Genomic DNA, 17941 nt, shown 5'->3' on the forward strand with positions numbered 1-17941 from the left:
GTGAAAGGAACGGACATGAAACTCTATTATGCCACTGGCACGTGCTCGCTCTCGCCCCACATCGTGGCGAAGGAGGCCGGCATCGTGCTGGAACTGGAGCGGGTCGACCTGCGCAGGAGCCCGCACGTGACCGAGCAGGGCGTGGACTACACCAGCGTCAATCCCAACCACTACGTGCCGGCGCTGCGCCTCGACGACGGCTCGGTACTGACCGAGGGCGCGGCGATCAGCCAATATCTCGCCGATCTCAAGCCTCAGAGCCGCCTGGCGCCGGCCGCCGGCACGGTCGAACGGGCCCGCCTCCAGTCCTGGCTGAACTTCATCGCCTCGGAACTGCACAAGATGTACAGCCCGTGGCTGTTCCATCCCGAACATGGCACGCAGGCCCAGGACGTCGCCCGTGCCAAGATCGCCGAGCGCCTCGCCACCGTCGAGCGTCATCTGGCCGAGGGCGGTCTCTTCCTGCTGGGCGAGACCTTCACCGCAGCCGATGCCTATCTCTTTACCATCGTCGGCTGGTCGCCCTATACCAAGGTGGATCTCGCACCCTTCCCGGCGATCCGTGCCTTCATGGCACGCGTCGGCGCTCGTCCCGCCGTGCAGGCCGCAATGCAGGCGGAAGGCATGAAGGTGGCGGCATGAGCACCATCTCTCACCCCGCCAGGCTGACGCTCGTCAGCTATCATCTATGCCCCTATGTGCAGCGGGCAGCGATCGCGCTGATGGAAAAGGGAGCGCCGTTCGAACGGCGCTTCATCGATCTCGCCGCCAAACCCGGCTGGTTCACAGCCTTATCCCCGCTCGGCAAGGTGCCGTTGCTGCTGGTGGAGCAGGCTGGGCAGCAACAGGCCGTGCTGTTCGAGAGCAGCGTCATCTGCGAATTCGTGGAGGAGACAGTGCAGGGCCCCGAGCTGCATCCCGCTGATCCGCTGGTGCGGGCTCGGCATCGGGCATGGATGGAGTTCGGGTCTGCCATCCTCGCCGATCTCTGGCGCCTGGAGACGGCCCCCGATGCGGCGGGTTTCGAACAAGCCCGCGCAAAGATGGCGGACAAATTCGCCCGCGTGGAGGAGGTGCTCGGCACCGGTCCCTATTTCGCGGGCGAGGCCTTCAGCCTGGTCGATGCGGTCTATGCGCCGATCTTCCGTTATTTCGACCTGTTCGACACCCTCGCCGATACTGGTCTCTTCGCCGGGTTGCCGCGTGTGCAGGCCTGGCGCCAGGCGCTGTCAGTGCGCCCCAGCGTGCGGGGGGCCGTCACGCCCGACTATCCCGATCGCCTGCGCGCCTTTCTCGTGCGGCACGATGCTTTCCTGCTGAAACGGGCGGCGTGAAAGAGAAGAACGCGTCATTGCGAGCACAGGGAAGCAATCCAGCTTTGCCGCACACCTCGCACTGGATTGCTTCGCTGTGCTCGCAATGACCCCCTGAAACTGCCCAGCCGCCTGCGCCCGGCCCCTCACACCAGCCGGCGCGGGATCACCTCGTGGAAGCTGCGGTCGGCGATCTCGACCCAGTCCTGGAAAGCCTGGATCCGGGCGCTGATCTCGAAATTCTCGTCATTGGCGATCATGCGGGCTTCGGCTTCGATGCGGAATTCGATTCCGTCGCAGGCGAGCGTGCAGTGATGCGTCACCGTCTGGCGGGCGCTGTGAGGCTCGCCGTCCCGGATCGAGAATTCCCGGCGCAGCTTATGGGCGAAATCGGTGGCGATTTCTTCAAAACGCATCGGCGCCGAGCCGAAGGCGTCGCCGTCGACCACGAGATGGGCGGTGCCTTCGATGAGGTCGAGGCTGAATCTGCGCTCGGCCTGGGGCGGACGGCTCGTATGAACCGGGCCGGTCTCCGCCATGCTGACGGGCGGAAAGGCGAGGGCGGCGTCTTCACGCCGCGGCCGGCGCACCGGCAGGATCAGGGCGGCCTCGCCGGTGCGGACCGTCAGCGTCGCCTGCTCGCGCGCCGGCCAGACCATCGGCCAGGCCGAAGTCGCAATCGACAGGCGAATGCGGTTGCCGGCGACGAAGGCATGGGCGCAGTCATTGAGCCTGATGCGAACCGTTTCGAACTCGCCGGGCGTGAGGGGCTGCGGCTCGGCGTGGCCGTCCCGGTGGGTGAGATTGAGGATGGCATAGGAGACGCGCTCGGAGGAGCCGTCCGGCGCGACATCGCACAGCCGCACATGGATCTGCGCCGTCGGCCGGTCGGAGGCGATTTCCAGCACCAGCTCCGGTGCGCCGAGGATCTCGGTACGGTCGGCGAGCTCCTTGGAATCGAAGACGAGGGACAGGCCGTCGTCGAGGCGCTGGTCGGCCGGCGCTTCGCCCGGCAGGCCGGAGCTCATCCATTCGCCGCCGCCGGCGCCGCACCACAGGGGCGAGCGGATGGCAAGTTCGGCGGCGGGTGCCGGCCGCCACCAGAGCTGGCCGGGTGAAAGGAACATCGGCCGCCGGGTGATCAGGCGGGAGGGCCAGGAGGCCTCGCCGATCCAGCGGCCATTGCGGCCCTCCTCCGAGGTGCCGCGTTCCTGCATATAGGCCCTCAGCATCGGCTCGGACATGATGCCGTTGTCCTGCCCCTTGAGCCAGTGGTCCCACCAGCGCAGGGCCTCCTCCAGGAAGCCGATGGCGGGGCCGGGCGTGCCCTGATGGGGGTAGTGATGGGCCCAGGGCCCGATCAGGCCGAGGCGCGGCCCCGGCAGATGCTCGAGCAGGCGGGGGATGGCATTGGAATAGGCGTCCGCCCAGCCGCCGACAGCGAAGACCGGTACTTCGATGGCGGACCAGTCCTCGCAGACCGAGCCCTGCCGCCAATAGGTGCCGCGATGCTGCTCGCTGGCCCAGATCGCCGGAAAGAAGGGCAGATGATCGAGGCGCTTCTCCCAGGCCTCGCGCCAGCCTTCGCCGTGCAGGGAGGGCGTGGGCGGCAAGGCCTGCCAGGCCATCATCGCCGAGCCCCACCACAGATTGTCCGCCAGAAGGGCGCCGCCCATGAAATGCACGTCGTCGGCATAGCGGTCGTCGGTGGAGCACGCGCTGATCACCGCCCCCAGGGCCGGCGGCCGGCGAGCGGCGACCTGCAGGGCGTTGAAGCCGCCCCAGCTCTTGCCGATCATGCCGACCTTGCCGTCGCACCAGGATTGCTGCGCGATCCAGGCAATCACGGCACAGGCATCCTCCTGTTCCAGCGGCAGATATTCGTCGTCGAGCAGGCCCTCGCTGTCGCCCGACCCCCGCATGTCAACGCGGATGGCGGCGTAGCCATGCGCCGCGAACCAGCCATGCATGGCCTCGTCGCGCGAACGCGTGCCGTCCCGCTTGCGATAGGGGATATATTCCAGGATGGCGGGAACGGGCGCGGTCTCCGCTCCTTCCGGCAGCCACAGGCGCGCCGCCAGCCTGATGCCATCGGGCATCGCGATCGTCAGATGTTCGATGGTGCGGACGGGATTGGGCATGGTTCACTCTGGAGCAAGGCGCGTTTTGGCGGAAACGCACTTTTACTCAAAAATCAGGCCTTGAGAATGCGTCGGCATTCTCAAGGCCTGATATGAGCTTTCCGCTCCGGCCGGCGAATGTCAGCAGCTGCGATGGGAGGGGCGGCGCAGATATTCGACTTCCGCGTCGGCGATCTCGGCCTGGTCGCTGCCCGTCGACCAGGCCAGCGGCGAGGCCGGCGGCTCGACGTCGAAGAAGGGCTGCCCGATCAGGGCATTGGCGATCACCGCACTGCGCCAGGCCATCAGACTGAGCTGCGGCTCGGCGATGCCGTGGCTGATCAGCCCCGCGTTCAGCGCGAAGATGCGGTTATCGGCCGGGCCGTCCCATGTCACCGAGAAATCGGCATCCAGCCGCAGCCGGCCTGTCCCGTCGATCGCAATGCGGTCCTGGATCGGCGAGAGGCAGTCGGGCAGGCGATAGCTGTAGCCCGTGGCCAGCACGATCACGTCGGCCTGGCTGAATTCGATGCCGCCGTCGAAGCCGTTGCGCATCACCAGCCGGAAGCCGCCGGCGCCCTGTTCGACGTCCAGCACCTCGCGATGGGGCATCAGGCGGGCCTGCGGGCCGCCGCGCTCGATATGGCGCAGCGTGTAGAGGCGGCGGTAGATCTGCGACAGCGTGGAGGCCGAGACACCGTCGCCCGCCAATTTCTCGCGCTCCACGGTGGACAGGCGGCGCCCCTCGGCAAGATTGTGGAAGTTGCGCACATAATGCGGCGTGAACAATTCGTTGGTGAAGGGCGTGGCGTCGAGCGGCTGGAAGTTCGGGCGCAGGCTGATCCAGTCGACCGACGCGGCCGCGGCTTCGCCCGCTCCCAGCAGATGAAGCAGGATCTCCGCGCCGCTCTGGCCGCCGCCGATCACCGCCACGCGCTTGCCCGCGGCACGGGCGAGTTCGAAGGCGGCGCGCGAGGAGTGGAAATGGTTCTGGCCGGTCAGCTTGCGCACGAAGTCCGGCTGATAGGGCTGCAGGCCGATGCCGAGAGCGACGTTGCGGGCTTCCACCGAGCCGTTGCCTGTCTGCAAGATGAAGTGGCGGCCATCGAAGTCGAGGGTCTGCACATCTTCGCCAAAGCGCAGGCTGTCCAGGCCCTTGGCGACCCAGGCCAGGTAATTGGCGAATTCCTGGCGCGGCACGTCGGCGAACTCGGCATTGATGAAGTCATAGAAGCGCCGATGCGCCACGAGATAGGCGATGAAGCTCCACGGGCTGGTCGGATTGGTGGCCGTGACCAGATCCTTGAGGAAGGAGGTCTGCAGCGTCACGTCGGGCAGCATCATGCCCGGATGCCAGTCGAAGCGCTCGCGCTTCTCGAAGAAGGCGGCCTCGACGCCGTCGATGGCATCGAGCTGGGCGGCGAGGCTGAGGTTGAACGGGCCGATACCGATGCCGGCGAGGTCGAGCGGATTGCGCTGTGTCATGCCTGAACTCCTGCGGATTTGTCGGCGAAATCGCGGTCCCGGCGAGGGCGGGATTCGCGTTCAGCAAGGTGAAGGGGGTTGTCGAGTTCGCTGCCCAGGCTCGGCACCGGGCGGCGATTGGCGTCGCCATAGCCGATGGCGAGCCTGACGCGGTTGATGCAGATGCGCGGCACCTTCGGCGTGAAGAGATCGAACAGCTCGAAGCGGTGCGCGAGATCGGGATGACGCTCCTGATAGAGGCGCAGGCGCCGCGCCAGCACGCCGTAGAACTCGATTTCCGGAAAACGATCGTGGCTTGCCAGCGTATCGGAAAGGAAGCGCAGCACGCTGGCGAAATGCCCGGTTTGCAGGTGCTGCAGGAGATGGGCCGCCGGCCGCTTCAGCAGGGCCTCGCGGATGGCCGACGCAAGGTCCGCGGCTTCCGGGAATTCCTGGTCCACGAGGTCGACGTCGCCCTGTAGGTCCTTCAGCGCCACGCCGCGGGGAACGGCGCCGTCGAGCAGCACGGTGATGTTCTGGCCATGGGCGATGAAGCCCACGCCGTAACGGCAGAGGAAATGGTAGAGCGGCAGGACGACGGCGTCGAACAGGCGTGACAGCCATGCCGCATGCGACAGGCCCGATGCCGCGATCAGGGCGCTGGCGAGTGGCACGCCGGCAAAATCGCTCTTGATGAGGGCGCCGAGCATCAGCGGGCGCCGCCCCGCGGCGAGGCCGGTTTCCGGGCTCTCGCGCCAGATTACCCCCAGCATCTCGCGGAACTGGTAGGGAGCGTCGGCGATCCGCTCATAGAGAGGATGGGGATAGAAGGCGCCCGCGCATTCGCGCAGCACCAGCGCATCGGCAAGTTCGGGATCCTGCTCGGTCTTGTCGGCCAGCCAGTTCGAGAAGGCCGGGCCGATCGCCATGTATTTGCCGGGCACGCCGCGCCAGGCCGAGGTGTTGAGGATGGTGAGCGAGAGCTTGAGGTGGAGCTTGGCTGGCGAGGCCGCATTGGCGAGAGTGCGCAGCGACTGCAGGGGACGATAGGTATCGCCGAAAAGCCCGAGCGGCACGATGCGCCCGGCCGCGATCTCGCCGGCGAATTGCGCCACGATCATGTTGTCCCACTGCCAGGGATGCACCGGCAGGAGCATGAAACGCGCCGGATCGAGGCCTGCGGCCTTGCATGCGGCCTGCACCCTCTTGCGCTCGTCCTCGCCGAGGGAGGCGGCGAGCAGCGCCTCCTCGTCGATGTCCCCGGCCAGGCTGAGGCGGCAACGGCTGCGTTCCGCGGCCAGCCAGAACAGCTGGAAGGTCGGCTGGAATTCGGGCGCATAATGGGCGAAGTCGCTGAGGCCCCAGCCGATGCGGCCCTTGCTGGCCGGCGCCTTGGGATGGCCGTCGAGATAGGCCTGGAGCTGGTCGTCCGGCAGGGTGAGCAGATGTTCGCTTTCGCCGGAGCCGGCCATGGTCGCGATTCGGGCATCCGCCAACAAGGTGCTGAACAGCTCCTTGGCGTAGATGCACAGCGTGTCCGGCTCGATGTCCAGGATTTCGCGGGCATCGAGCATGAAGCCGGCGGCATCGTCGGCAGGGCGCAGCGCGGCGCCGTCCTGTCGCATCAGGCTGGCGGCGTCGATCGACAGATTGCCCCAGATGCGGCGTACCGCCTTGAAGCGATAGGCGACGCCACCGCCCAGGCGCAGGATCCACTGGGTGGCTTCGGCATTGGCCGGCTCGGGCGTGAGGCCTTCCTCGAAGGTGAGTTCGCTGATCGCCTTGGCGATGACGGCCCGGTTCAGCGCCAGCCAGAGTCCGGCGTCGATGGACCCGCCACCGGGCAAAGGGCCGAGGGTTGGGCTGCCGCCGGTCATAGCGTCACCTCCCGGAAGAAGCGCTCGCGCTGGCAGCACACCAGGGCCGCGCGCTTATGCGGGAAGTCGAATTCCTTCACCTTGTCATACGCGGTCTGGGCGCAATAGCTCAGCATCTTCTGGTGGGAGGCGCGAGGCTCGCCGACCACCCGGCGGGTGCGCGGCTCGTCCAGGAACAGGCAGTGGGTCACCGAGCGGAACCAGGTGCCGGTCCTGGCGCGGCCGAGATGGCGGGAATTGCCGATCAGGCCGTGCCAGCCGCGATCGTAATCCTCCGCGTCGTAGAAGGGACCGAGCCGATCTTCCTTGGCCCAGTAGAATTCGAAATAGCCGGATGGCTCGTCGCCCAGGCTGCCGATCACGCCGAAGATATGCGGATCGGTTTCCTGATCGGCGAGATAGCGGTCGAGCTCGGCCTCGCTCTGGGCCAGCTCCCAGAAGAAGGCGACACGCGGCTGGTTCATCCAGCCATGGAACAGCTTGAGATCGCGGCGCCGATCAATGGCCCGCATCGACAGCGTAGTTCCGAGCTCCGGAATCCAGCGCCGGTAGAAGGTGCCGGTCGGCTGCGGCGGCCGCAAGGGCGGCAGGCGGTCCTGCGGGCCGATGACGGATCGGATCTCGGGAAAGGCGCGCAGCCCTTCCGGCCGGTGCCAGAGCAAAGGAAGCTGGTAGAAATGCTCGCGGGCAATGCGGACGGCGCTCGTGCCCGTTTCCTGGTTCGCCGCGACCTGGGCAGAGAGGGCGAGCAGACCCGGCCTGGAGGCGACATCGGGCAGATGCAGGGCGGACATGGGGGGGAAGAGCTGGAAGGCGGCTTCCACCAGGATGGCAATGATATGGACATCGCCAGGATGAGAGGCATCGGGTTGGCGGATGGCAAGAAAGCCCGGCCCGTCGCCTTCCGGAGCGCGCAACCCGGCCCGTCCGATTGTCACCGAGCCAGCCCGGGCAACCAGTTCAAGGCTGCCGTCCGCCTGCAGGAGGCTCTCGATGACAGCTTCGCCGTCGAGGCCGAGAGGCCAGTGCCGGCTCGGCGCGGGGGAAACGGCGATCTCGGTGGGATCGATCTTCATCTGCAGGGTCATGCCGCGGCCTCCGCGATGGGGTTGGGCAAGGGCACATAGCCGGCGAGAGGATCGGTCACCTCCGTGTTTTCATTGATGTTGCGGAAGCAGATCATGAAGTTTCCTTTGCTGCCGAGCGTCGGCGCGTCGAGGAGGTAGGTGAGGCAGGTCTTGTCGGCGAGCCGCAGGGCGGCGAGCTCTTCGAGGAAGACGCGCAGGTCGCCGATCAGGATGTCCTCGGCGATGAGACGCGAGGTGCCGAGCGCGCCGATCACCGCGAAGACCGAATTGACGAGGAGGTAGTAGCCCACAAGCCGGGCGGCATCGCTGGAATTGAAGACATGGCCAGCCCGCATCGGGCTACCGGGCGCCTTGGCCGCGAGCTCGGGCAGGAATTCGCGGATATAGCCGGTGCCCTGGCAGTCGCGGAAATGCACGCCCGCCGGCCAGCCTTCCGCGAGTTCCACCACGATGTTCTGCTGATGCGCACCGAAAAGGAGGCCGATATCGGCCTGGATCTGCAGGAAGGGTGCGACGACCTTGTCGAGGAACTGGCGGAACCAGCGGCGCGCCACCCCGGCGGGATCGGCCGGCTCCTGCCCGGCGATGCGCCGGACGACGGCGGCGAGGGCACTATCATGCCCGTCGGGGTAGATCTCGCAAAGCGCGGCCAGCACGGCGGCGGAGGGCTGGCTGTTCCCCTTGAACGGGTTTTCGCGCAGGATCACCGTGGTCTGCGGCAGGGCCTGGCCGTCGGCGTCCCGCAGCAGGAGATAGGCGGGTTCGCCCATCACCTTGAAGCTCGGGAAACGCCGGGCGATGGTCCGGCCGACTTCACCGGCCAGGAGGCGATCGATCTCGATGCCTCGCTCGCATTCGCGGGTTTCGATGACCCGGCGCGAATTGGTGAGGCGCAGGCTGAGCGAGAATTTCAGCATCCAGTCGGCGTGCGGGGCATGGATGGCGCGCAGCGACGAGGTCGCCTGCCAAGGGGAGCCGGCATGGCCGAGATCCTGAAGAAAGCCGCGGCGGAACAGGCCGTCGATGGCCGGATCGAGCGCCAGCTGCGCCGCCTGCCAGGGATGCATCGGCAGAAGAACGCGGTTTTTCGCAGCCTGCACGACCTCCGGATCCATCGCAGGATCGCTGGCGGCCAGCGCCTGGCAGAGCTCGGCCGCGCTCTGGGTACGCGAACTGTCCTGAAGCACCAGCGCGGGATCGGCGGCCCACCAGCGCAGGGCGAATCCGCGCCGATATTCGGGGGCAAAGCGCCTGGAATCCTCCAGGGTGAACTGATCGCGGCTGCGCGGGGTGGGATGCACGGCATGGCCGAAGCGTAACGAGCCCTCGGCCTCGGCGAAGCCGGGATCGCGCTGCGCGAAATAGACATCGGGGGAGGGGACGCGCGCTGTCACATCCTCGATGTTCCTGATGCTGTCGAATACCCGCGACAGGAAGGTGAGGCTCCTGTCCTTGTCGGCGCTGCCGACGATGTCCGGTTCGCTGGCGAGCAGGAAGACGAACTCCTGGAAGCTGATCGGGCGCGGGGGCGTCGCGCCCGAAAATTCCAGGAAGGGCGGGCGGAAGCCGTGATAGGCCACGCGCGATCGATGCGTCACCTCGATGGCGACATGGCCGCCACGGCGCGGCAGGGGAAAGCGGGCGAGAAGCCGGCCGTTTCCGGCGCTGCTGTCTTCATGTTCCATCGTCCAGCCCTGCCATTCGCGCATCAGGCTGTTCAGGAAGGCGCGCATGGAGACGTCGTGGGCGGTATCGATGGATCGTCTGATCAGGTCGATAGCGTTCATGGTGTTCCTTTTCAGCAGAACTCCAAATTGTAGAAGTAATTTACAGAAGCAATCACTTGTACAATTTATAAATCTTCTACATAGAATTAAATTTTACTGTTGAATTCCCTAGAGTTTATTTCTAATTGGATCAAGGAAATTATTTGGAGAAAAGCATGGCTGGAGACGGCGCTTCCTCTGTTTCGCGTGCGGACAGTCTTCGCCTGGCTCTGATCGCCGCCTCGTCGGGCTTCGGCCAATCGGCCCTGCTGGCGTTGGTGCCGATCGTCACCGAAAGGACGGGGCTGGCGGCGCCGCAGATCGGCGTCGTCGCCTTCCTGGGCGCGGCGGTCTTCCTGGTGGCGGCCCCGCTCTGGGGGCATCATGGCGCGGCATGGCGGATCAGGCCGTTTTTCGCCGGGCTCGCCTGCTTGATGGTGGCAGGCCAGGGCCTGTTCGCTGGGGCGCTCCATGTCGGTGTGCCCGCAACCGCGCTCGGGCTGCTCCTGGTCTCGCGCCTGCTCTACAGCGTCGGTGCTGCCGGGGTAATGCCGCACGCTCAGGCCGCCATCGTGCAGCGTAGCGCCGCGGAGCGTCGCCCGGCTGCGCTTGCCAATCTCAGCGCCGGCCTGAATGTCGGCCGCATCGCCGGCTCCCTGGTGACGCTGGGCGCAGGAGCCGGCGTCATCGTGCCCGTTTTCATGATGGTCGCCAGCCCGCTGCTGCTGCTGTGCGCGCCGAACCTGCCGGCCACCCCCGCAATCGGTAGGAAGGGTGAACGCTCGAGCCGGCGCGCCAATATCCGGCGCGTCCTGCCGCTGCTTGCCGTCGGCTTTGCTCTGACCTTCGGCTTCGGCCAGATCCAGCTCGTGCTCGGCCTGTTCCTGCAGCACCGCTTCGGCCTCGATGCCGTCGCCGCCGCGGGGCTGGGAGGCGCTACCTATGCCGCGGTGGCGGTTGCCATGATCGCGACGCAGATCCTGCTGGTGCCGCGCCTGGCCTTCCAACTCGGGCGCAACATGCGCTGGGGCATTGCGGGCTTCGCGCTGGGGTGCCTGGCCATCATCCTGGCGCCCGTTCCCTGGCTGGTGCCGGCCGGTGCGGTCTGGGCCGGCATCGGGCTGGCGGTGGCGACGCCGGCCTACACGGCCTGCCTCGCCCAGCGTGTCGCGGCGCATCGCCAGGCGGGAGCCGCCGGCTGGCTCGCCAGCACCCATGCGGCCGGACAGGGATTGGGCGCGCTCTGCGGCGGCGCCGCCTTTGCCTTGTCGCCGGAGCTGCCCTTCGCCATGGCTGTCGGCATCGCGACCGTAACCTGCCTCGCCCTGCTGCGTCTGGACGATCGCGCCCGGGAAGAGGTGTCCCAGGGTGAAGTGCCCCGGGATCATGGCGTGGCCTCCTGAGGGCGGCCGACATTCGCCAGCAACCGGATGGTGGCGAGGACGGCGATGGCCGAGAGGGCGGTGGCGAGGCCGAAGAGCGCGCCATAGCCCATAAGATCGGCAAGCTTGCCCGAGATCAGCGAGCCCACGAGATAGACCACCATCTGGGCGCAGGCGAGAATGGTGAAGTCGGTGCCGGGCTGGTCCGATGACGTCACGCTCATGAACAGGCTGTAGAGCGCGACGATCTCCATATAACGGATGAAGGTCTGGAAGCCGGCGGCGCCGAACAGGGGCCAGGCGCCGGTGACCACGCCGAGGGCATGGGCGGTAAAGAGGGCAAAGCACAAGGTGCGCAAGCCCCCGAGCAGGCCGAGTGTGGCGGCGGTGCCATAGCGCTTGACCAGGAAAGCAGATATCGCCGATCCGGCAAGGCCCGCCGTCGCCGCCGATACGCCGGAAAGATAGCCGATGCGGTCGAGCGGCACGCCGGCATCGACGAGGTAGGGACCTTCCATTGCCTTCACCAGACCCTCGCTCATCCGGTAGATCAGCGCGATCCACAGCACGGTGCGGATCTCGGGCCGGCGCAGGAAGGCCATGATGGAGGGCCGCGTCGGCCTGTCGGAGGGCGCGGCGGGCGCCTCCCACATGCTGAAGGCGGCGACCAGGGGCAGGGCCGAGAAGGCGGCGATGACCAGGAGCATGCCGGTCCAGCCGATATGATGGTAGAGCACCAGGCCGAGCGTGCCGCCGATCACCACGCCGAACGCCACCGAGCCGCCCTGGATGGCATTGCCGATGGCCCGGTCCTCCGGCGCCAGATATTTGGCGGCATAGCCGTCGGTGGCGATGTCCTGGGTGGAGACCAGCAGCGCTGTGACGAGGCCGATGCCCAGAATGCCGCCGACATGCGTCGGGCCGAGCGGCAGCAGCGCCAGGATGGAGGCGATCACGCCGAGCTGGGTGAGGATCACCCATCCGGCCCGATGCGCCCGGGCGAAGGGCCGGATGCGATCGACCAGGGGCGCCCACAGGAATTTCAGCACCAGCGGCAGGAAGAGCAGACTGAGATAGCCGATCGCCGTGCGCGAGACCCCGGCCTCGCGCATGATGGGGGGCAGGGCGGCCGCGATCAGATAGGAAGGAATGGCCTGGGCCAGGTAGAGGCCGCCCAGCACCGCGAACAGGCGCAGCCGACCGGGTCTGGAGGCAGGAATGTCCTGGGCGAGCGCCGTCATGCCGTCTCCATATGCTGTGCGATGAAGTGCCTGGCGGCCTGCTCGTCGCACGTCGCCGTCAGCGGCATCGACCACAGGCGCTGGAAGGTCTCGATCATGCGTGGGTTCGCATCCGGCCGGACGATGGCGAGGGCGCGGCAATGGCGCTCGAAGCGCTCGCGCGTCGCCTTGAACCAGAGAGCCTGTTCCCGCTCTCCGGCCTGGGAAAGCCCCCCGCCGCCGGCAAAGATCGCCAGCAGCGCAAAGACGCTCTCGTTGCGGCCGATTTCGATCAGCGCGTCGAGATAGGCCCGCTCGTCCCGGTCCTCATAGGGCGGCAGGTAGCGCAGGATCACGAGCGGGCCGTGCTTGTCGAGTTTCACCATGATCAGAACGTCTTGCGATAGCCGAGCGTCACGGTGCGGCCCCAGGAATAGACCGGGAGGTTGCGCACGGAGGTGGCGGTGGGGTTCTGGAAGCGGGTGTCGAACAGATTGTCGACGGACACATAGGCCTCGCCGCCCTTCACCGGTGCCGACAGGGCGACGTTCATGGTGGCGCCCGGCTTGATCTTGTAGCGGGTGCCCTTGAGGTCGATCGCCTTGTCGCGGCCGGAGAAACCCTCGCCCTCAACGCGCACCGACACGCCATTGTCGAAGACGTAGCTGGCGTAGAGCGTGCCGCGGAAGGGGGTGGCGATGCGGTTGTTGGGCAGCCAGCTGTCGAGCTTGCCGTCCTTGTTGGAATCGTAGCGCCCCTCGCGATAGCCGAGCACGGTGCCGATGGTCAGCTGGTCAGTCGCGGCATATTCGCCGGTGAACTCGCCGCCATAGATGAATTCCTTCTGCTGCGAGATGGTATTGGTGATGGGGTCGAAGGTCACGCCCTTGCTGGAGGTGGAGATGAAGCCTGTCAGGCTGCCCTTGAAGCGGTCATGGCTGCCGCGGATGCCGAGTTCGTAATTGTTGACGACCTGGGCCTCGGGGCTGATGGAGGCGTAGGAAATGCTCGTGCCGGCCGGAAGGCAGTTCGGCCGGGCGACCGGGCATGCATAGGCGAGCGACAGGCCGGCGCGGCGGGTATAGGCACCGACATCGGGCAGGGCAAAGCCCTGCGAGAAGCCGCCGAAGATCTCGCTGGTGTCGGTCAGCTTGAAGGTGCCGCCGATATTGAAGGTCGGCTTCGAATAGCTGAACTTTCCTCCGGTGACGCGCAGGGCCGGAAGTACGAAGTCCTGATAGCCCCGCGGATCGCGGCTGGAGGCGACGGCGGCATAGGCGGCAGGACGCGTGAAATCGTCGACATCGAGGGCGAAATGTTCGAAGCGTACGCCGCCGCGCACGGTGAGGCGATCGGTCAGCGGCACCTGCAGCTGGCCGAAGGCGGCCGACGTGACCTGCTGCAGCGGCGTGAAGACATCCTGGCCGTTGGTCAGTGTCTGATGAGTCTTTTCAAAGATGAGATCGCTGCCCCAGGTGAGCTTGGCGCCCTGCCAGATCGTGTCGAGCGGGGTGTCGATGGTCAGGTTGACGCCGCCGCGATCCGAATAGAGCGTCGTCTGGTTGTCCGGGCTGGTAGGATTGGCGGGATCGAACGAGTAATAGACCTGCGAATTATAGGGGAACGAAAAAGTCGAATAATTGAAGCGCTTCTTGATGTTGTTGTAGAAGCCCACGATGTTGAGGCTGCCGAGCGCGAAGTCCTTGTCGGTGTAGCGTAGCGACAGGGATTTGGTGTCTTCGAGAACGCTCTGCCCGGTATAGGGATGGCGATAGTCCGGCCGGGCATAGGCACCGGAATAGTCGGTCATGTAGCGCGGGGTCTGGTTGAAGTAGTACCAGCCTGCCGAAAATTCGAGCCGCCTGGCGGCATCGAAATCATAACCGAGCTTGGCGAGAAGGTTGACCCGGCCGAAGCGGTCGCCGCCGCCCTGACCCAGCATGGAGTCGGACGGCAATTCCCACCCGGAACCGTCATAGGTGCGACGCCCGAGATAGCCGCTGCCGCTCAGGACATAATCGAGGCCATTCTCGGCCTTGCCGGAGATGCTGGCGGACAGTTCCGGAGCCACCGAATTGAGAGCGTTCGCCGTGAAGGCCCGCAGAGCGGTGTTCACAGTGATGCGCGGCTTGCCGGGCTCGGCCTTCTTGGTGATGAAATTGACCGTGCCGCCCGTGGCGCCTGCGCCGTAGAGGCTGGAGGCGCCGGCCACCATCTCGATGCGCTCGATCGAATTGAGGTCGATCAGGGACAGGATGCGCGAAACGTCGCGCAGGGGGGTGCCGAGGGGAACACCGTCGACCAGCACGAGCAGGTCACGGCCGCGATAGCTCTCGGACGCGCCCGAAACCGTCTGGTTGGAAACCGAAAAGCCCGGCACCAGCTTGGCCAGGGCCGCTGACGCGCTCGAACTTTGCTGGAGCTGCTTGTCGATTTCCTGCCTGTCGATCACCTGGACCGATTGCGGAATATCGGAAACGGATCTTTCGGCGCGGGAGGCGGTAACGGTAACCGGATCGAGCTCAATCTGTTGTTCCTGCGACTGTTGTGCCAGTGCAGGTGAAACAACCGATAGAAACATGACCGCCGATACGGATATCTTGCGCATGATGAATTTTTAGACCTCCAGCCACTCTCGATCCGAAACTAAGTTATATTTAACGATTCCGGCTGAATTCCAGTTGTATATTCTTAGTATATTCCCAGTTTATAACCGTTATAATCTGGACAAAGACGGCATATACTTCTGGATATCCAGCCTCTCCCGCTCTATATTGACGAGCGGTCTTACTTGTCGTGCTACTTGATTTCTTGGACTTGGGCGCATTGATTGATGGACTGAAGCGAACTGCCGGCGCGGACGAAGTCGTTTTGCCGCCAGAGGAGGCCTATGCGGGAAGGCTCAGGCCTGTCTGGCTGCTTGGGCATGGGCTGACGAGCGAAGAGCTGGCGCTGATCGAACTGCGGGCCAGCGGACGTTTGGCTGCGCAGCGCAAGCTCGGCCCGTCGGATCCGGTCTTGCTCGGCGCCCGGGCAGTGCTTCGCCTCGAGCCCGATATCGGCCCCATTTCCTGCTTTTCGCCGCTTCAGGATCGCGAACTCCCCCTGGATGCCGCCGAGCTCGGGGCGGGCGGGGTGCTGCTGCGCCCCTCCCATGGCCGGATGGAGATCGAGCGGGACGGGCAGCGCACCGTCGTCTCCGCGAGGGAGGCCATTTTCCTGGCCGGCGGCGCGCCGGCCCGTCTGTGGCTGCGGCATGTCGACCGTGTCGATTGCCTGGTGCTGTCGAATGAACGCATCACCGAAAACATGCTCGAATGCTCGGCCAGTCTGCGGGTTTTCGCGCAGAACAACGACACGCTGGTGCTGCTCGGCAATTATGGCGCGGCGCTGATGCGAGGGCTGTTACCGATGAGCGGCCCGGTGCTGCTGCAGCATGCCTGCGCCTATATGGGCGATCTCGTCGACATCCTGTGCGGCGAGGCCGAGTCCCAGGCGCCCCATACCGTGCAGGACCGCGCGGCTACGCGCCTGAATGCCATCAAGTCTGATATCGAGGCCCATCTCGACGATCAGGGGCTCAATGCCAGCCAGATCGCCTTACGGCACGGCATCAGCACGCGCTATCTCCAGAAGCTGTTCGAGGGAGAGGGCGAGACGTTCTCCGAATTCGTGCTGCAGCGCCGGCTGGACAGGGCGATGCGCCGTCTGCAGTCGCCGGACGAGCGCAAGCGTTCGATCAGCGAGATCGCCTTTGATGTCGGTTTCGGCGACCTGTCCTATTTCAACCGTACTTTCCGCAGGCGCTTCGATACGTCGCCGCGCCTGGTGCGTGCCAAGCACCGCTCCGTGCCCGCCGGGTCTGCAAGGAGCGAAGCGCCGGATGCGGGCAGCGCCTGAGTGTGGGCTGTCCCGGTTCGGCGCCCTCCGCATCGGCGGCCTCGAACCATTGGCCGTCTCGCCGCTAGCCGGCCTCAGTGGGCGGTGGCCGAGGGCGGCTTCATCCGCGTCATGGTGTCCAGGGCGCAGGGACTGACGGGGGCGATGAACAGTCCGACCCGGGCAAGGGCCTTGGCCAGAGCGGTGGTGGCGTCGAGCGCCCGGTGCAGGCCGTCGCTCTTCAGCAGGTGGGAAGCGGCATGGAGGAGCTGCGCCCTGTCGTCGCGCTGCGCCGCATCGACCATGGCGAGCACCAGGCATTCGTCGCGGCACAGGGCCCGGCAGGCCGCAGGACGCCAGCCGATCTCAGTGTCGGCCGTCGCCCGGAGCGTGCGCACGAAATGGTGGAACTCGCCGAAGAGCGGCTTGGCGTTCTCCTCCGGCATTTCGCGCGCCAGCCCTTCCCAGGCGATGTCCCAGCAGGCGGCATCGCCGGTGGCATAGCCCGCCATCCAGCAGCGAAAGACGGAAAAGAGCAGGTTCTCGGCCGGAGCATCGATATGATAGCCGACGGGGCGCGCGGCATCAGGGCTGGGCAGGGTCATGATGGTGTCCTTCAATCCGCGGGGTTCAAGGTCCCGGCATTGGCAACGGCACGCATAGGACCACACCGAGCCGATTTGTTCAAGAAAATCTCTTTTTATTTCAATAGTTTATAGGAATTCCAGGGTGTGCGGCGCGCTCGCGCGGCGATGCCATGGCGTTGACTTTCCCGCTCGCCGGGCGCAGACGCAAAGGTTCCCGCCTTTTTCCCGGTTTGCCCGTGATGCCTACCCACAAAGTCATTTATGATACCGATCCCGGCGTCGACGACGCCATGGCGCTGTTCTTTCTGCACTATCATCCCGACATCGAGCTGATCGGCATCACCACCTGCCACGGCAATGCGCCGGTCGAGATCACCACCCGCAACGCCCTCTATCTCAAGGAGCGCTTCGGCATCGAGGCGCCGGTGGCGCGTGGGGCGGCGGGGCCGGTGACGGGGGACGATGCCCATCACGCCGCCGTCGTCCACGGCCATAACGGCCTCGGCGAGGTCGAGATCCCTGCCGAGATCGAGGCGCAGGCGATCGACACGCCCGCCCATCGCTTCATCATCGACACCGTGCGCAAGCATCCCGGCGAGATCACGCTGCTGGCGGTGGGGCGCATGACCAACCTGGCGCTGGCCCTGCGCGAGGATCCCGAGATCGCCGGCCTCGTCCGCCAGGTGGTGGTGATGGGCGGTGCCTTCGGCTATCGCGGGCACCTGGGCAATGTCACCCCGGCCGCGGAAGCCAACATCCATGGCGATCCGCATGCCGCCGACGAGATGTTCGCCGCAGCCTGGCCCATTACCGTCATCGGCCTCGACGTCACCCACGAAGTGCTGATGCCGCAGGATTATCTGCGCCGGCTGGGCGAGGAGGCCGGCGAGGTCGGCCGCTTCATCTGGGACATCACCCGCTTCTACGAGAATTTCTACCTCAAGAAGGGGCTGGCCGGCATTTCCGTGCATGATGCCTCGGCGGCGATCTACCTGGTGGCACCGGACTTGTTCGAGACCCGCTCCGGCCCGGTCCGGGTGGTGTGCGAGGGCCTCGCCTTCGGCCAGACCATCCAGCGCCCGGCAGCGGTCGGTTTTCCGCCCAATGACTGGGATGGCCGGCCGGATCATGCGGTCTGCATCGACGTCAAGGCCCAGCCCTTGCTCGATCTCTACCGGGAAACACTGCTGAGATCGGCTTAAAGAGCGGACGGGACGTCTGCGGTCCCAGCCCTAGCGCTTCCAG

14 protein-coding genes are annotated in these 17941 nt (G+C 66.0%); 5 read left to right on the top strand and 9 right to left on the bottom strand.

Features of this window, described 5'->3' with window-relative positions; genetic code table 11:
* Window positions 1–15 precede the first annotated feature (15 nt).
* Both gstA and J8I29_RS15760 read left to right on the top strand, forming a co-directional pair.
* The gene (gene gstA, locus J8I29_RS15755; protein ID WP_209432360.1) at window positions 16–642 is read left to right on the top strand and encodes a glutathione transferase GstA; all 627 of its coding nucleotides are present in this window, start codon (window positions 16–18) and stop codon (window positions 640–642) included.
* Window positions 639–1334 (top strand): glutathione S-transferase family protein, encoded by a 696-nt coding sequence (locus J8I29_RS15760; RefSeq protein ID WP_209432361.1) that lies wholly within the window; start codon window positions 639–641, stop codon window positions 1332–1334. The genes gstA and J8I29_RS15760 overlap by 4 nt, the downstream gene beginning before the upstream one ends.
* 125 nt (window positions 1335–1459) lie before the next feature.
* Here J8I29_RS15760 and J8I29_RS15765 read toward each other — a convergent pair whose 3' ends face one another.
* The 5 genes from J8I29_RS15765 to J8I29_RS15785 all read right to left on the bottom strand — a co-directional run bounded on the left by J8I29_RS15765 (window position 1460) and on the right by J8I29_RS15785 (window position 9649).
* The gene (locus tag J8I29_RS15765) at window positions 1460–3454 is read right to left on the bottom strand and encodes a CocE/NonD family hydrolase (RefSeq protein ID WP_209432362.1); all 1995 of its coding nucleotides are present in this window, start codon (window positions 3452–3454) and stop codon (window positions 1460–1462) included.
* A 120-nt stretch (window positions 3455–3574) separates the two neighbouring features.
* Entirely contained in the window at window positions 3575–4918 is a 1344-nt protein-coding gene (locus tag J8I29_RS15770; RefSeq protein WP_209432363.1) for a SidA/IucD/PvdA family monooxygenase, read from the bottom strand.
* The gene (locus J8I29_RS15775; protein WP_209432364.1) at window positions 4915–6774 is read right to left on the bottom strand and encodes an IucA/IucC family siderophore biosynthesis protein; all 1860 of its coding nucleotides are present in this window, start codon (window positions 6772–6774) and stop codon (window positions 4915–4917) included. Before J8I29_RS15775 ends, J8I29_RS15770 begins: the two co-directional genes overlap by 4 nt.
* On the bottom strand, window positions 6771–7862 hold the full coding sequence (locus J8I29_RS15780) for a GNAT family N-acetyltransferase (RefSeq protein ID WP_209432365.1): 1092 nt from the start codon (window positions 7860–7862) through the stop codon (window positions 6771–6773). Before J8I29_RS15780 ends, J8I29_RS15775 begins: the two co-directional genes overlap by 4 nt.
* A complete protein-coding gene (locus J8I29_RS15785; protein WP_209432366.1) occupies window positions 7859–9649 on the bottom strand; it encodes an IucA/IucC family protein in 1791 nt (596 codons plus the stop codon). The genes J8I29_RS15780 and J8I29_RS15785 overlap by 4 nt, the downstream gene beginning before the upstream one ends.
* A 155-nt stretch (window positions 9650–9804) precedes the next feature.
* On the opposite strand from J8I29_RS15785, the gene J8I29_RS15790 reads away from it, so the two are divergent.
* Window positions 9805–11031 (top strand): MFS transporter, encoded by a 1227-nt coding sequence (locus J8I29_RS15790; protein WP_209432367.1) that lies wholly within the window; start codon window positions 9805–9807, stop codon window positions 11029–11031.
* On the opposite strand, the gene J8I29_RS15795 is transcribed toward J8I29_RS15790, so the two are convergent.
* The 3 genes from J8I29_RS15795 to J8I29_RS15805 are packed head-to-tail and all read right to left on the bottom strand — an operon-like array spanning window position 11013 to window position 14838.
* Window positions 11013–12251: an MFS transporter gene (locus tag J8I29_RS15795; RefSeq protein ID WP_209432368.1), complete on the bottom strand. Its 1239-nt coding sequence runs from the start codon at window positions 12249–12251 to the stop codon at window positions 11013–11015. The two genes, J8I29_RS15790 and J8I29_RS15795, sit on opposite strands and share 19 nt — an antisense overlap.
* The gene (locus J8I29_RS15800) at window positions 12248–12616 is read right to left on the bottom strand and encodes a hypothetical protein (RefSeq protein ID WP_105863899.1); all 369 of its coding nucleotides are present in this window, start codon (window positions 12614–12616) and stop codon (window positions 12248–12250) included. The genes J8I29_RS15795 and J8I29_RS15800 overlap by 4 nt, the downstream gene beginning before the upstream one ends.
* Before the next feature lie 2 nt (window positions 12617–12618).
* On the bottom strand, window positions 12619–14838 hold the full coding sequence (locus J8I29_RS15805) for a TonB-dependent receptor (protein ID WP_209432369.1): 2220 nt from the start codon (window positions 14836–14838) through the stop codon (window positions 12619–12621).
* A gap of 263 nt (window positions 14839–15101) precedes the next feature.
* Here J8I29_RS15805 and J8I29_RS15810 point away from each other — a divergent pair, with 263 nt between their 5' ends.
* Window positions 15102–16130 (top strand): AraC family transcriptional regulator, encoded by a 1029-nt coding sequence (locus tag J8I29_RS15810; protein WP_209432370.1) that lies wholly within the window; start codon window positions 15102–15104, stop codon window positions 16128–16130.
* 74 nt (window positions 16131–16204) lie between these two features.
* Here J8I29_RS15810 and J8I29_RS15815 read toward each other — a convergent pair whose 3' ends face one another.
* A complete protein-coding gene (locus J8I29_RS15815) occupies window positions 16205–16714 on the bottom strand; it encodes a hypothetical protein (RefSeq protein ID WP_146126975.1) in 510 nt (169 codons plus the stop codon).
* Window positions 16715–16935: 221 nt separating this feature from the next.
* On the opposite strand from J8I29_RS15815, the gene J8I29_RS15820 reads away from it, so the two are divergent.
* A complete protein-coding gene (locus tag J8I29_RS15820) occupies window positions 16936–17898 on the top strand; it encodes a nucleoside hydrolase (RefSeq protein WP_209432371.1) in 963 nt (320 codons plus the stop codon).
* Window positions 17899–17941: the final 43 nt, after the last annotated feature.

The sequence above is a fragment of the Labrys sp. LIt4 genome (assembly GCF_017813775.1).
Classification (GTDB): Bacteria; Pseudomonadota; Alphaproteobacteria; order Rhizobiales; family Labraceae; genus Labrys; species Labrys okinawensis_A.